Origin of the sequence: Maribacter halichondriae (assembly GCF_027474825.1) — a bacterium.
GTDB lineage: Bacteria > Bacteroidota > Bacteroidia > Flavobacteriales > Flavobacteriaceae > Meishania > Meishania halichondriae.
In genome coordinates this window covers 3,474,004-3,486,842 of the sequence record NZ_CP107030.1, presented here as the reverse complement: position 1 = coordinate 3,486,842, position 12,839 = coordinate 3,474,004, and the positions used below count along the sequence as shown (strand labels likewise).

Here is a 12,839-nt window from a genome sequence, read left to right as displayed (position 1 = left end):
ATGACCACAAGACGTAATTTTATCAAAAAGACCTCAGCCGGAACAGCCGCCGTAACATTAGGTGGTCTCGTACTGCCAAAATTTGGTTACGGCAATATTTTGGGTTCCAACGACCAAATCAATTGTGCCATCATCGGTGTGCGTAGTCGTGCCAAGGCTCATGTCAAGGCCATTCATGCGGATCCCAATGCAAAAATTGTTTACAGTTGTGACGTAGACGATGTTATCCTGGAGGAACACAATACTTGGTGCCAAGAAAATATAGGCTATGTACCGAAAGTGGAAAAGGATTTTCGAAAAATGCTGGAAGATAAGGATGTCGATGCCGTTTTTATCGCCACCCCGGAACATTGGCATGCACCCATGGCCATAATGGCACTACAAGCAGGTAAGCATGTGTATGTTGAAAAACCCTGTAGCCATAACCCCCATGAAAACGGACTGTTGGTCGAGGCACAAAACAAGTACGGTAAAAAAGTACAGATGGGCAACCAACAGCGATCTGCCAAAACCTCGATTATGGCTATTGATGATATTCGAAACGGAATTATAGGCGATGTCTTTAAAGGAGAAGCTTATTATTCCAATAATCGTGGTTCTATTGGTATCGGTAAGAAAATCGATGTCCCAAAAACTTTGGATTGGGAGCTTTGGCAAGGTCCGGCGCCCCGTAAAGATTATAAAGACAATATTCACCCCTATAACTGGCATTGGTTCCGGAATTGGGGTACGGGCGAGATGCACAACAATGGCACCCATGAAGTCGATATGTGTCGTTGGGCCCTTGGTGTAAACTTGCCGGAAAGCGTAACTTCCTTTGGAGGGAAATATGCCTATGACGACGATTGGGAATTTGTCGATAACCAACAGGTCACTTTCAAATACCCTGGGGATAAGTTCATTACCTGGACAGGCCATAGTCGAGGTTTAATCAAACCAGAACAACCTGGACGGGGCATTACCATCTACGGAAGCAAAGGCACCATCATGCTCGACCGTAACTTTTATAAACTTTTCGATCTGGGCGGCGAACTGATAAAAGAGGAAAAAGAAGGAGCGGCAAGCGCAACAACAAATACACGTGGCGAAGGCAGTTTGGATGTCAACCATGTCGCCAATTTCTTTGCCGGAATACGAAAAGACGAAAGCCTGCAAGCCGACATCAACGATGCCAGTATCTCAACCATGCTCTGTCATTTAGGCAATATGGCACAAGATGTGGGAGAAATGCTGAAAATAGACCAAGCTACTGGTAAGGTACTGAACAACGAAAAAGTGATGAAAAGCTGGAAGCGGGAATATGAAAATGGATGGGAGCCTAAATTGTGAGTATTCAGTTTGCAGTAGCAGTGGGCACTTTGAATCGATTTAGGGACGGAGTGTATTCCGTAATCATTTCCCATTCGGATTTATCTATCAATAAATGAAAAGAAGAGACTTCGTAATCAAAAGCACATTGACGACATCGGCAATCGCCACATCCAATATATCGTTGGGCCATATCCTATCATCAAAAAATACCATCGATACCATTAACATCGGGGTCATCGGCACGGGAGATCGCGGAGGCGGCCTGATACCTTTTATCAATGAAATTGAAAATCTAAATGTAGTAGCCTGTTGTGATATTCTTCCTTTTCGATTGGAAGGCGGTCTAAGCAAAGTCGATGGGCAAGCCGAAAGCTATAAAGACTATCGCAAACTTCTAGAAAATCAGGATATAGATGCCGTGTTGATCGCCACTCCCTTCAACACCCATTCCAAAATTGCTATGGACGCGCTTGATGCCGGCAAACATGTATACTGCGAAAAGACCATGGCCAAAGGGTTCGACGGAATAGGAAATCTAGTGGGCAAGGTAAAAACATCGGACAAAATATTTCAAACCGGTCATCAATACCACAGTTCAAGACTATACACCCATGTCGTAGATTTAATCCGCAATGGAAAAATCGGTAAAATAACAGCCTTCGAATGCCAATGGAATCGTAACGGCGATTGGCGACGACCCGTACCCGACCCCAAATTGGAACGGAACATCAACTGGCGCATGTACCGTGAATTTTCGGGGGGATTGGTGGCCGAACTCTGCTCCCACCAAATCGATTTTGTAAACTGGGTGACCGAGAGCGTACCTGAAAAGGTCATGGGCGTAGGCGGCATCGACTATTGGAAAGATGGTCGAGAGACTTATGACAATGTCCATCTTTTATATAGTTATCCCAATGGGATAAAGGCTAAATTCACGTGCCTGACTAGCAACGCCATGGACGATTATCAAATCAAGGTCATGGGCGATAAGGGTACGATTATTCTTGATTATACCAAAGCTTGGTTTTATCCCGAAGGAAAAGAAAACAAACAAATGGTCAATGTTGACGGGGTTGCCGGAGCTACGGTAAAATGGGATCAAGGCAAAGGAATTCCTGTCGAAGTAGCACATGAAGATCCTAGCAAGCAGGCACTACTTGATTTTAGGGACAGTGTTCTGAACAATACCGAACCGATCTCCAATATCATTTCGGGCGCCAAAGCAGCGGCCTGTGTTCAAATGGGACTCGATGCTATGCATCATGATAAAATCGTGCGTTGGAATTCAGATTTGGGTCTGGAAAGTTAGCGGCGAAAAACTACTTTTCGTCAAGAGAGACGTTACTATATTTTGAATTGATAGTGATGGAGCGATCTGTGTTTTTTGTAATATGATATCCTTTTTGAATAAAACTGTTCAGGTTTTCGGTACGCTCTAACTTCAAATTTGAAGGACAACTGAATTTCGAAGAGATTCCGTTCACATAAATAGTGTAGGAAGAAGAAGGCAACTCACAATCCAATTCGGCATTCTGCAACGAAATATCCAAATCCTCAAAATCTTTGGATATGGCATTGATTCGCAACGGGCCCAGATCATTTTTGATATACGCACTTTTGAGCAATCGGTCGATAACCACATCGGAAGAAGTGGCGCTCAACCGTAAGTTGAGCACCTCCTTCAAATTTACATTGTCAGAATAACTGGTTTGCAGCTGTCCGTAGTTCCAGTTTTGAACGCTTACCGGAGAATACGAAGCATTGATTATTGTGGCATCTCCGTCAATAGTGGTTGCGAGCAGATTGGCATATGATAATGTCGCATTGATATTCTTCGTGTTCTCGGCCAATTTCACGTCCCCATGTCGCACGTTCATCTTGATCTTGACCGATTTGGGCAGTTTTACCTTAATTGTCTTTTTGACCTTGTACTTTTTGTTTTCTCCCCCGGTGGAAAAATAGTACATGTTCTGGCCACCGTTCAGGCTATCGCTTTGAATGATAATACTTTTTATTCCATTTCCAGTATGGTGCTGTAGGTTTCGGCGCTCTTCCAGCAATGCCCTGCGTTTTTCGTTCATTTCGGCCCTTCGCTGGTTCATTTCGGCACGTTTTTCCATCATGCGCTCTCGGGATTCTTCCCTTTTCTCCTTCATCAAGGCACGTTGATCCTCTCGTTTTTGTCGTCGGGCATCCATTCGCTCTGCCCATCGTTCCAATTTTTCCTCATATTCTTTGTCAAAGCCCTTTGAAAACTCTTTTTGCCATTTTTCCAGATACTCCTTTCCATCCTTTCTAAAGGCCTCATAATCGAATTCCGGTCGGGGCATTCTTGGCATAGGAGGCACTTCAAAAAGTTCAGGAAACTCATGCATATCGTGCGTATCGAACAATAGGGAATCCATATCCGGAAGCAGGGGATAGTCAAAATGAAAATCGAAATCGTTAAATCCGCCAACGGAGTTGCTAAAAAATAAGCCGTTGCCACCACCGGTCGAAATCGTTATTTTCTTGCTGTTTCCAAGGATTTCTATCGCCCCGTCCGTGAAATAGGCATCGGCATCGGCATCGGAAACCCCATCGATCTCGATGGTCGCTTCGACCAAAACTTCATCTTTGTTCCATGTTTCGAATTCGATATCGGCATGGCTCGTATTGATGTCCAATATCGCATCTGGGTTGACCTTAAAACTTTCCTTGAAGGTTTTGGTCTGCTTCTGACCATATGCACTGATGCTGATGAGGCACAGTGCAAGTATGATCGATTTAAATGATATTTGTGTCATGTTCATTTTTTGATGATTTTAATTCGTTCAACTTCTCTTTTAATTTATGCAGCAATTGCAATCTGAGCTGCAGGTTCTTGATCAAGGCGTTTATGGTCTGGTCGTTCGGGCCTATCTGGTTCAGTTCGATGTTCAATCGTTTGTATTCAACATTCAAATCTGCCAATCGATTCATAAAACCATCGACCATGGTCTTGTTCTCTTCGGAAATTTCAAGTCGTGAAAGTTCCAGATTGATATTAGCTACATAATAATTTTCTACTTTTTTAAGATCCGGGGATAGGTCGCCCAAGGAAATGCCTTCCGGACCATCTTCGATATTATTTCTATCTACAACAGTAGTTTTTACAGAGATATCAACAGGTTTCAATTGCTGGTAGGCAAACCAACCCGCACTGATCATTACCAAGACGGCCGCCGCAATTTTCCAATACGCAAAGACCGTTTTTCTCCTTTCGGGAAGTTCATTTTCCAAGCGTTCCAAAAACCGCTCTTCATGACCCGGTTTCATCTGAAAGTTTTTGACTTCCCGTTCCTTTTTAAATATTTCCCCAAGATCCTGTGCCATAGTTTTTTTGTTTTAATGCTTCCTTTAACATACCCTTTCCGCGCAGTAGTCGTGTTCTACAAGTCGTTTCTGTCAAATCGAGTACTTCGGATATTTCACTGTGGTCATATCCTTCGACCAAAAACATCATGACCACATATTTGTACTTTTCCGGAAGTTTTTCAATGGCCTCCTTGACTTCTTCAATGGTAATTCCGTCATCGACCGTCCAATCCTCATCTTCTGCAATATGCATATATCCTTCATCCAATGCCATCATTTTTTCTTTCCTCGATTTCAAAAAATCAATACTCTTGTTGACGACAATCCGCTTCAACCATGCCCCGAAACTGACCTCTCCCTCGAATTGATGTATTTTTTGAAAGGCCTTGATAAACGATTCTTGAAGTACATCTTCGGCATCGTCCGCATTTTTCAAAAATCGCATGGCCACACAGAACATACCGTCACAATACTGTTTATACAGTTTCAGCTGCGCTGATCTGTCATTGGCTTTGCACCGTTCTACGACATCAATTTGAAACATGTACGAGTTTCGTTGTTGGTTTTGATTGTTCTGTTACCTTAAGGACGAAAGAAAAATACCGATGTTGCAAAAATCAAGTATTTTTACATTGAAATAAACCGTAAGGCTTGAAACAAGTTACCATAAATATTCCCTTTTATTACATTAATCGTTTTGGACTATGGGGCGATTATTCAAAAAATCTTGGTGAAGGACAAGGAGGGAAATTCACGAAACGTAGTTGTTGGCTATGACTACCCTAGCCTATACCCTACCGACAAGGCCTTTTTAGGTGCCTGTGTCGGGCGTTATGCGGGACGCATTTCAAAGGGCAAGTTCGAACTCGATAGACAAACCTACCCTTTATTTACCGAGCATGGCATGCATTTACATGGAGGGAAGGAAGGCTTCGGAAAAAAATATTGGACGATCGAGGAAGTACATCGAGGAAAAAACCCTTTCGTAAAACTATCGTATTTCAGTAAACATTTGGAGGAAGGCTATCCAGGAAACCTGAACGTTTTCGTGACCTATCGTTTGGTAGAAAATACGTTACAGATTACCCATGAAGCCGCTACCGACCGAACGACGGTCATAAACCTGACCAACCATTCCTATTTTAAGTTGGACGATTCTGAATCGGTCAACCACTATGAACTGCAGTTGAATTGTTCCCAAATGGTCGAGACCCAAGAGAACCTACTCCCGACCGGGAATATTATTACGGTAAAAAATACGGAGTACGATTTTTTGAATCGGAAGAAAATAGCCGGCCAACCTTTGGATACACCCTACATAATCAATCCGGACGCAGCAACAGCGGCGAAGGTCTCTTCCAAAAAATCAGGAATCTCAATGGAAGTAAGTACCAATCAGCCAGCCGTAGTGGTCTATACGCCACCTCATTTTCCTGGCATTTGCTTTGAGACCCAAAACTATCCCGATGCCCCGAACCAAAAGAATTTTCCAAGTAGTGTATTGCGGCCGGGAGAACGTTATTTAAACGATTCCAAGTTTACGTTCGATATTGAAATATAAAAATCCCAATACTTGAAGGTATCGGGATTTATACTACACTAGCTCTTGTTTATTCTTCAATCAATAAATTTAACTTGACCGTTATATTGTCTCGGGTCGCCTTACTATACGGGCATATCTCATGGGCTGCATTGACCAATTTTTCCCCTGTGGTCATATCTACAGTTGGCAAGTAACAGTCAAGCGTCGCACCGATGAAAAAACCATCTTCATCTTTGTTGAAACATATAACTGCGGTCACGCTGAAATCGCCAAGATCATTTATTTTATGTTCCTTGGCCACAACTTGAAGTGCACCAGCAAAGCAAGTGGAATAAGCAGCGGCAAAAAGTTGTTCCGGATTTGTTGATTTTCCATCAGATTTCTTGCCCTCCGGCATTTTGATATCAAAATCGATTGCCCCATCCTCACTTTTCACATGTCCGTTTCTGCCACCTTCATTGGTCGCTTTTGTTTTAAAAATCGTCTTCATTTTCTATTTTTTTATGAGGGATAATATACTTCTTGCAAGTCAATCCCCATAAAACGGGATATTAAATTTATGTGAAAGTTACAAGACAGATAAAATTCCAAACCTGCAGGCAGGCGGGCTGATTAAACCCGAAAAGACTAAAAATGAAGTACAATAGAACTGGTTTTAGTAATTTAGGAGAAATATTAATACGGAAATATGAAATTTTTAAAATGGTTGGTAATCGTCTTGGTAGTATTAGGTGTTCTTTTCTTTACCGTTGGAAAGCCTTATTTGCAGGAACAGACGAAAAAACATAGCCCGGAAAAAGTGGCAACCTATACCAAGAATGGCTTAGATCTAGCGGTGAAATATAGCAGTCCCTCTAAAAAAGGCCGGGTTATTTTTGGTGAATTGGTCCCCTACGACGCGGTATGGAGAACAGGGGCTAACGAACCAACAACTTTTACCACAAAATCAGATATACAGGTCGGTAATCAGACTTTGTCCCAGGGCACATATTCGTTATGGACAAAACCCAACCCTGAAAAGTGGACGATATTCTTCAACAAGGAAGTTCCGGAATGGGGCGTTACCATACTCAGCGCAGGTGCAGAAACCACGCGAAACCCTGAAAGCGATGTTGTTAAAGTTGAAGTTCCTACGGAACGTTTATCCGAACCGCAAGAAAGTTTTCAAATAGATTTTGAAGACACTCAACAACTATATCTTACCTTATCATGGGACGAAACGGAAATAAAAGTCCCTATTAGCCAATAGCATTGAGCGAGAAAAAGAACAGCGACCTGAAGCGTACTTCGAAAGTACTGCGAAAACGGAAACAAGTCCCTACGGAAGAGGAACTCGTGTCCCGTATTAAAAAAGGTGATCGAACGGCATTGGCCCAGGCCATTACACTTGTCGAGAGTGTTCAACCTGAGCACTCAAAAAAGGCCAGCGCCGTTTTGGAACAATGCCTAGCAAAAAAATCCAACAGTCTTAGAATTGGTATTACCGGAGTACCCGGTGTGGGCAAAAGTACCTTTATCGAAGCTTTGGGCTTACACCTTACTTCAATCGGGGAAAAAGTCGCCGTACTCGCCATCGATCCCACGAGCACCCAAAGTAAGGGAAGTATTTTGGGCGATAAGACCCGGATGAACGAACTGGTCAAAGACCCCAATGCGTTTATTCGGCCCTCGCCATCCAGTGAATCTCTGGGTGGTGTAGCCAGAAAGACTAGGGAGTCTATGATTCTGTGTGAAACGGCGGGATTCGATGTCATCCTTATCGAGACCGTAGGTGTAGGTCAGAGCGAAACCTCGGTTCATAGCATGGTTGATTTTTTCTTTTGCTAAAACTGGCAGGAGCCGGAGACGAACTTCAGGGTATCAAAAGAGGTATTGTAGAAATGGCCGACGCCTTGGTCATCAACAAGGCGGACGGAAAAAATATAGATGCGGCCGATAGGGCCAAGACAGAATTTACAAGGGCGTTACATTTATATCCTCCCAAAGCGAATGGATGGATCCCTAAAGTCCTGACCTGTTCCGCCTATGAGAAGACCGGCATCGCTGAAATATGGGAAATGCTGTCGGAGTTTTTCAAGCTCGCAAAAAAACCGGCCATTTCGAGACAAATCGAAAAGAACAGTACAAGAGTTGGTTGTTACAAAGTATCGATGATAGGCTTAGGCGGCACTTTTATAACCATCCCGTTATCAAGAAAGAATTGGAGATTCTTTTACTGGAAGTTCAAAAAAGTACGGTTTCTCCTTCATGGCAGCTGAAAAGCTGCTGAAGATGTATGAAAACCAGAAGAAATAAAAAACATAACTTTGCCAAACCCTAATTTTCTTTGATGAATCCCGTTACATCGTCTTTGCTTTCCATCGTCGTTCCACTATACAACGAAGAAGAAAATGTCGTTCTCTTGACCGACAAGATTCACGAAAGTCTTGCAGGTTATCAGTATGAAATTATTTATATCGATGATTTTTCAAGGGACGGTACGCGCAAAGTAATCAAGAACCTCAACGATGAACGTGTACATCTGCTGGAACTTAAGAAAAACTATGGTCAGAGTCTGGCATTGGCCGCAGGATTGGACTATGCCCGTGGTGATTATATCATTACCATGGACGGGGATCTTCAAAACGACCCTAGCGATATACCACAAATGTTGGAATATGCCGTTAGCGGTGAATATGATGTAGTGACGGGTATCCGTCAAAAGCGTAAAGACTCCCCCATCAAAAAAATACCCTCAAAGATTGCCAACTTTCTCGTCAGGCGAGTTACCAAATTGGATATAAAGGATAACGGTTGCGCTCTTAAAGTCTTTACCAAAGATATTGCCAAAGACCTTAACCTTTACGGTGAGATGCACCGATTTATCAACTTACTGGCTTACTTGGAAGGAGCCCAGATCAAACAAGTGCCCGTTAAACACCATGCCCGGCATGCAGGTGAATCAAAATATGGACTGGAACGGGTTTTCAAGGTAGTGGCCGATATGATGCTTTTGCTCTTTATTAGAAAGTATTTTCAACGGCCTATCCATCTCTTCGGCATTTTTGGATTTTTACTGATTTTATTGGGGGTTGTCATCAATATGTACCTCCTTTTCGTGAAATTTTATTGGGGAGAGGATATCGGCAACCGCCCCTTGTTGATTTTCGGACTCATGTTCATTCTTGCCGGAATACAATTGTTTACCATCGGTATTGTAATGGAATTGCTGATACGTACCTATTACGAATCCCAGAACAAGCGTCCCTACCGAATTAAAAAAGTAACCATCGGTGGCAAAGCAGCGTAAGGCACTTATTTCCGCGCTGAAAATCGCCATCAGTGCGGTGCTTATCTATTTTATCTTTACCAAGGTCGACTTTTCGGAAGTTTTCGATATACTTCGCACAACAAATCCTTTTTACTTTTTATTGGCACTTCTTTTTTTGTCATTTCAAAAATTATCGCGGCTTTTCGGCTTAACCTGTATTTCCATCAACTAGGTGTTTTTCTGACCCAAAAAAAGTAATTTAAAGCTGTATTTGCTCGGTATGTTTTACAATCTATTTCTTCCGGGAGGTATAGGCGGCGACGCTTATAAAGGATATGTAATCCGAAAGAAATTTCAAGTCAATACTAAAAAAGTAGTGTCGGTCTTGGTTTTAGACCGATTAAGCGGGTTACTACTTTTGTTCTTGTACGCCTGTATATTGGCACTATTTGTTCAAAATGAGCTTTTTCGGAATACGAAATGGTTGTTCGGTATAGCAATTGTTTTCAGCCTTCTGATTTTTTGGTTAATGAACAAGCGTTTCTTTTCAGGAATGCTTCCCATTTTTTGGAAATCTTTTAGCTATTCTGCATTCGTGCAACTCACACAATTATGCAGTGCGTTTTTTATTTTAAAGTCTTTGGGAATCGCTGTAGATATTACAGCATATTTGTTTATATTTTTGGTATCATCGATAGTTTCGGTCTTGCCCTTGACCATTGGCGGAATAGGAAGCCGGGAAGTCACTTTCTATTACGGTGCTACCCTATTGGCTTTGGATCAAAACACTTCTGTTGGTGTAAGTATGGTTTTTTTCCTGATTACCGCTATAGTATCACTGTTAGGCATTTTTTACCATTTTAAGAAAGTAGATTTACAGGTTGCTACCGAATGAAAAAATGTGCGGGTATCGTGCTTTTCGTATTTCAATAAATGTGTACCAAATGCATTTTATTCAGTACTTTTTTTCGTGTTGAAGGATCTAAGAAAGTGCGTTGCAATCTAGTAATCCGAAATTGGTCTTCACTAATTTGCTTATCCCAATCGAATCCTGCGGCATGTAGTTTTTGCAAGTCTTCATCGTCGGCGTAGACCCAGATATCCTTTCTCTTTCCAATTTCTTCTATGGAAGAAATTTTGACGGGTTCTCGGTTATAAAAATCAAGGGCCCAGGTATACTTTTCAGATATTTTATAGATATTTTCAACTGAAATCGCATTTTCCTCAATTCTCTCGGCCATCGACGACCCACCTTGATATGTCAACAGATGAGGGTAAAAATGTAGGTTGAGCACCGCATTCAACAACAAAGAGCTACAAACCGTAATGGTGATGATTCTATAGTAGTAGCCTTCCCGCTTTAAACTATAATTAATGATAATAGCCGCGGCAACGAGAAGTATTACATAGGCGAATGGTTTTTGAAATTCGAAAACATAAAAACATAGCAATGCCGAGGCAATGAAAACAATGGCCAGTATGAAGTATTGTATTCCCAGTAAAACCTTTATGGCATTCTTTTTCTGGTCCAGAAATAATTGGTTAAGGTAAGAAGCGGTCAATACTGCGAATAACGGAATTACGATATTCAGATAATGCGGTAATTTAAATTGGGCAAAACTGATAATGATAAAAATTAAGGTAATTCCACCTAAGGCCAATAGCTCCTTTTTAGGATTATAAAGAAGTCTTTCATTAATAAAACCTTTTATTCGTTTTCCATAGGCCATAATACCCAGCACGGTCCATGGTAGAAATACCCATAGAAAGGTGTGGAAAAAGAAAAAGTAGTCACTGCTATTCGTTCCGATGCCTTCACCGCTCATACGCTCGAAGCTCTGTTCCCAGAAAATAAAAAATATACCACTACGGTCTCCTCTGCCTCGAATTATTTTTTCTGGATGCAAATCAAATTGATGGTAATAGGCATAAAGCATGGGTGTAATGGTCAACGCAAAAACCAATAGGGCAGCCAATACCTTCCAGTTCAATAAAGTGTTCCATTTTCGGGTATACCCTAAATGACAGATCAGGGGCAAACCGATAACCACCATCGCGATCTGCCCTTTGGTCGAAAATGCGATTCCTGCTGCAAATGCACCCAGAAGGATATGTTTTGTCTTTCTTTTTCGATGTACTGGGCCGACTGCCAGATGGCCAATATGGTAAAACCGGTGAGTACCGCATCGGTCCGTACATCAATAGCGGAAAGAACTATAGTCTGTGCGGTCATAAAGATGAGGGAAGCCAATTTCCCGACCTCAATACTGTAGAGTAACCTTCCTAGGCCGAAACAGCTATACGCGCCCAACAAAGTCGCCAGAACACCGGGAATACGATAGGCCCAATCTTGAATGCCGAAAATCTTAAAAGAGAGGGCCGCCAGCCAGTAATGCATGTGGGGTTTATCGAGGTATTCTTCGGGACCTTTGAAAAGGCTGAGAAAATCATTCTCCTGAACCATGCGCATAGCCATTGCGGCAAATTGGGCGGAGTCGTTCTCGAAGAGGGTTACGAACATTCCTGCGATGTATATCAGAACGGTCAAAACCAGTAAAAACCAATACCTTCTGTTAGAAATCATTGGGGAAATTTCTGTAGCGCAAATATATACAACTTTGTGGCAATCCAACTTAGAACAAGTCCAAATAGCCCGCCAGTAATGACGTCTAGTGGAAAATGCACACCGATATAAATACGACTATAGGCCATAAGAACAGCCCAAACCATCAAGAAAATTCCTATGTAGCGGAATTTCTGACTTAAAAGTTTCGTAAAGAAAAAAGCGATGGCAAAAGAATTGGCGGCATGGGCAGAAAAATATCCGAACTTACCTCCACAGGTATCTTTGACCAAGCGCATTACCGAATTTACATCAGGATCATAGCACGGCCGTAAACGTTGTAGGCCATATTTAAAGAAGTTGGATAGTTGATCCGTAACAAGGACTAAAACTGCGACGGTCACCACAAGAAGAATTGTTTTTTTAAGTCCTAATTCCCTATAGGCCAGCATCAGTAAAATAAGATATAATGGAATAGAACTGAACTTATTGGTGATGAACATCCAGAACGCGTCCCAAGTTGGATTCCCCAAATTATTGAGAAACACGAAGAGTTCTTTGTCGTATTTAATGAGTTCTTCAAGCATATTGATTGTGCACTGAGCTATGCATCATAACGTGCCACCTCTCGATCATAGAATTCGGTGGCCTGTTCTACAAGCGTGGTCATCTCCGATTCAAGATCGGCTTCGTCTTCCTTCGAGAAATCCTCGAACCATTCGACCTCATCATTTTCGAGGTTGATGATAAAACGCGGGTATTCGGTATGGATGATAAATATGGCTTCCGGATAATCGGTATTGTCGCCCAATATAAATTTAGGGAGTTCCATAAAT

General features: G+C 42.1%; 15 protein-coding genes and 1 pseudogene. 8 read left to right on the top strand and 8 right to left on the bottom strand.

Annotated features, from left to right (window positions below):
• A complete protein-coding gene (locus tag N8A86_RS16195) occupies nt 1-1,329 on the top strand; it encodes a Gfo/Idh/MocA family oxidoreductase (protein ID WP_273566331.1) in 1,329 nt (442 codons plus the stop codon).
• A 94-nt stretch (nt 1,330-1,423) separates the two neighbouring features.
• Entirely contained in the window at nt 1,424-2,620 is a 1,197-nt protein-coding gene (locus N8A86_RS16190) for a Gfo/Idh/MocA family protein (RefSeq protein WP_273566330.1), read from the top strand.
• Nucleotides 2,621-2,630: 10 nt separating this feature from the next.
• On the opposite strand, the gene N8A86_RS16185 is transcribed toward N8A86_RS16190, so the two are convergent.
• From N8A86_RS16185 to N8A86_RS16175, 3 genes are read right to left on the bottom strand one after another with little or no spacing between them, the layout of a single operon-like run.
• The gene (locus tag N8A86_RS16185) at nt 2,631-4,097 is read right to left on the bottom strand and encodes a hypothetical protein (protein WP_273566329.1); all 1,467 of its coding nucleotides are present in this window, start codon (nt 4,095-4,097) and stop codon (nt 2,631-2,633) included.
• Nucleotides 4,078-4,665, bottom strand: coding sequence for a hypothetical protein (locus tag N8A86_RS16180; RefSeq protein WP_273566328.1), 588 nt, complete (start codon nt 4,663-4,665; stop codon nt 4,078-4,080). Before N8A86_RS16180 ends, N8A86_RS16185 begins: the two co-directional genes overlap by 20 nt.
• On the bottom strand, nt 4,637-5,191 hold the full coding sequence (locus N8A86_RS16175) for an RNA polymerase sigma factor (RefSeq protein WP_273566327.1): 555 nt from the start codon (nt 5,189-5,191) through the stop codon (nt 4,637-4,639). The genes N8A86_RS16180 and N8A86_RS16175 overlap by 29 nt, the downstream gene beginning before the upstream one ends.
• Before the next feature lie 186 nt (nt 5,192-5,377).
• On the opposite strand from N8A86_RS16175, the gene N8A86_RS16170 reads away from it, so the two are divergent.
• The gene (locus N8A86_RS16170; RefSeq protein WP_273566326.1) at nt 5,378-6,208 is read left to right on the top strand and encodes an aldose epimerase family protein; all 831 of its coding nucleotides are present in this window, start codon (nt 5,378-5,380) and stop codon (nt 6,206-6,208) included.
• A 49-nt stretch (nt 6,209-6,257) separates the two neighbouring features.
• Here N8A86_RS16170 and N8A86_RS16165 read toward each other — a convergent pair whose 3' ends face one another.
• Complete coding sequence (locus tag N8A86_RS16165; RefSeq protein WP_273566325.1) at nt 6,258-6,680, bottom strand: organic hydroperoxide resistance protein; 423 nt, start codon at nt 6,678-6,680, stop codon at nt 6,258-6,260.
• Nucleotides 6,681-6,878: 198 nt separating this feature from the next.
• On the opposite strand from N8A86_RS16165, the gene N8A86_RS16160 reads away from it, so the two are divergent.
• From N8A86_RS16160 to N8A86_RS16145, 5 genes and pseudogenes are all read left to right on the top strand, one after another.
• On the top strand, nt 6,879-7,439 hold the full coding sequence (locus N8A86_RS16160) for a DUF2911 domain-containing protein (RefSeq protein WP_273566324.1): 561 nt from the start codon (nt 6,879-6,881) through the stop codon (nt 7,437-7,439).
• 2 nt (nt 7,440-7,441) lie between these two features.
• Nucleotides 7,442-8,485: pseudogene (meaB, locus tag N8A86_RS16155) on the top strand (methylmalonyl Co-A mutase-associated GTPase MeaB).
• A 34-nt stretch (nt 8,486-8,519) separates the two neighbouring features.
• Nucleotides 8,520-9,479 carry a glycosyltransferase family 2 protein gene (locus N8A86_RS16150; protein WP_273566323.1) on the top strand — a complete coding sequence of 320 codons (960 nt, stop codon included), beginning with the start codon at nt 8,520-8,522 and terminating at the stop codon, nt 9,477-9,479.
• Nucleotides 9,463-9,672, top strand: a complete 210-nt coding sequence (locus N8A86_RS22055) for a hypothetical protein (RefSeq protein ID WP_430682211.1) — start codon at nt 9,463-9,465, stop codon at nt 9,670-9,672. The genes N8A86_RS16150 and N8A86_RS22055 overlap by 17 nt, the downstream gene beginning before the upstream one ends.
• 33 nt (nt 9,673-9,705) lie before the next feature.
• Complete coding sequence (locus tag N8A86_RS16145) at nt 9,706-10,335, top strand: lysylphosphatidylglycerol synthase transmembrane domain-containing protein (protein WP_430682203.1); 630 nt, start codon at nt 9,706-9,708, stop codon at nt 10,333-10,335.
• Between the two features lie 31 nt (nt 10,336-10,366).
• Here N8A86_RS16145 and N8A86_RS16140 read toward each other — a convergent pair whose 3' ends face one another.
• Genes N8A86_RS16140 through N8A86_RS16125 form a run of 4 tightly spaced genes read right to left on the bottom strand, consistent with a single transcriptional unit; the run spans nt 10,367 to nt 12,835 of the window.
• On the bottom strand, nt 10,367-11,494 hold the full coding sequence (locus N8A86_RS16140) for a hypothetical protein (RefSeq protein ID WP_273566322.1): 1,128 nt from the start codon (nt 11,492-11,494) through the stop codon (nt 10,367-10,369).
• Complete coding sequence (locus N8A86_RS16135) at nt 11,470-12,024, bottom strand: ArnT family glycosyltransferase (protein WP_273566321.1); 555 nt, start codon at nt 12,022-12,024, stop codon at nt 11,470-11,472. Before N8A86_RS16135 ends, N8A86_RS16140 begins: the two co-directional genes overlap by 25 nt.
• Nucleotides 12,021-12,590, bottom strand: coding sequence for a phosphatase PAP2 family protein (locus N8A86_RS16130; RefSeq protein WP_273566320.1), 570 nt, complete (start codon nt 12,588-12,590; stop codon nt 12,021-12,023). Before N8A86_RS16130 ends, N8A86_RS16135 begins: the two co-directional genes overlap by 4 nt.
• A gap of 17 nt (nt 12,591-12,607) precedes the next feature.
• Nucleotides 12,608-12,835 (bottom strand): hypothetical protein, encoded by a 228-nt coding sequence (locus N8A86_RS16125; RefSeq protein ID WP_273566319.1) that lies wholly within the window; start codon nt 12,833-12,835, stop codon nt 12,608-12,610.
• Nucleotides 12,836-12,839: the final 4 nt, after the last annotated feature.

What these genes read in the sequence shown, in the direction of transcription:
- N8A86_RS16195 (WP_273566331.1), top strand. Translation starts at nt 1, where the DNA reads ATGACCACAAGACGTAATTTTATCAAAAAGACCTCAGCCGGAACAGCC.
- N8A86_RS16190 (WP_273566330.1), top strand. Translation starts at nt 1,424, where the DNA reads ATGAAAAGAAGAGACTTCGTAATCAAAAGCACATTGACGACATCGGCA.
- N8A86_RS16185 (WP_273566329.1), bottom strand. Translation starts at nt 4,097, where the DNA reads ATGACACAAATATCATTTAAATCGATCATACTTGCACTGTGCCTCATC.
- N8A86_RS16180 (WP_273566328.1), bottom strand. Translation starts at nt 4,665, where the DNA reads ATGGCACAGGATCTTGGGGAAATATTTAAAAAGGAACGGGAAGTCAAA.
- N8A86_RS16175 (WP_273566327.1), bottom strand. Translation starts at nt 5,191, where the DNA reads ATGTTTCAAATTGATGTCGTAGAACGGTGCAAAGCCAATGACAGATCA.
- N8A86_RS16165 (WP_273566325.1), bottom strand. Translation starts at nt 6,680, where the DNA reads ATGAAGACGATTTTTAAAACAAAAGCGACCAATGAAGGTGGCAGAAAC.
- N8A86_RS16160 (WP_273566324.1), top strand. Translation starts at nt 6,879, where the DNA reads ATGAAATTTTTAAAATGGTTGGTAATCGTCTTGGTAGTATTAGGTGTT.
- N8A86_RS16150 (WP_273566323.1), top strand. Translation starts at nt 8,520, where the DNA reads ATGAATCCCGTTACATCGTCTTTGCTTTCCATCGTCGTTCCACTATAC.
- N8A86_RS16140 (WP_273566322.1), bottom strand. Translation starts at nt 11,494, where the DNA reads ATGGTGGTTATCGGTTTGCCCCTGATCTGTCATTTAGGGTATACCCGA.
- N8A86_RS16135 (WP_273566321.1), bottom strand. Translation starts at nt 12,024, where the DNA reads ATGATTTCTAACAGAAGGTATTGGTTTTTACTGGTTTTGACCGTTCTG.
- N8A86_RS16130 (WP_273566320.1), bottom strand. Translation starts at nt 12,590, where the DNA reads ATGCTTGAAGAACTCATTAAATACGACAAAGAACTCTTCGTGTTTCTC.
- N8A86_RS16125 (WP_273566319.1), bottom strand. Translation starts at nt 12,835, where the DNA reads ATGGAACTCCCTAAATTTATATTGGGCGACAATACCGATTATCCGGAA.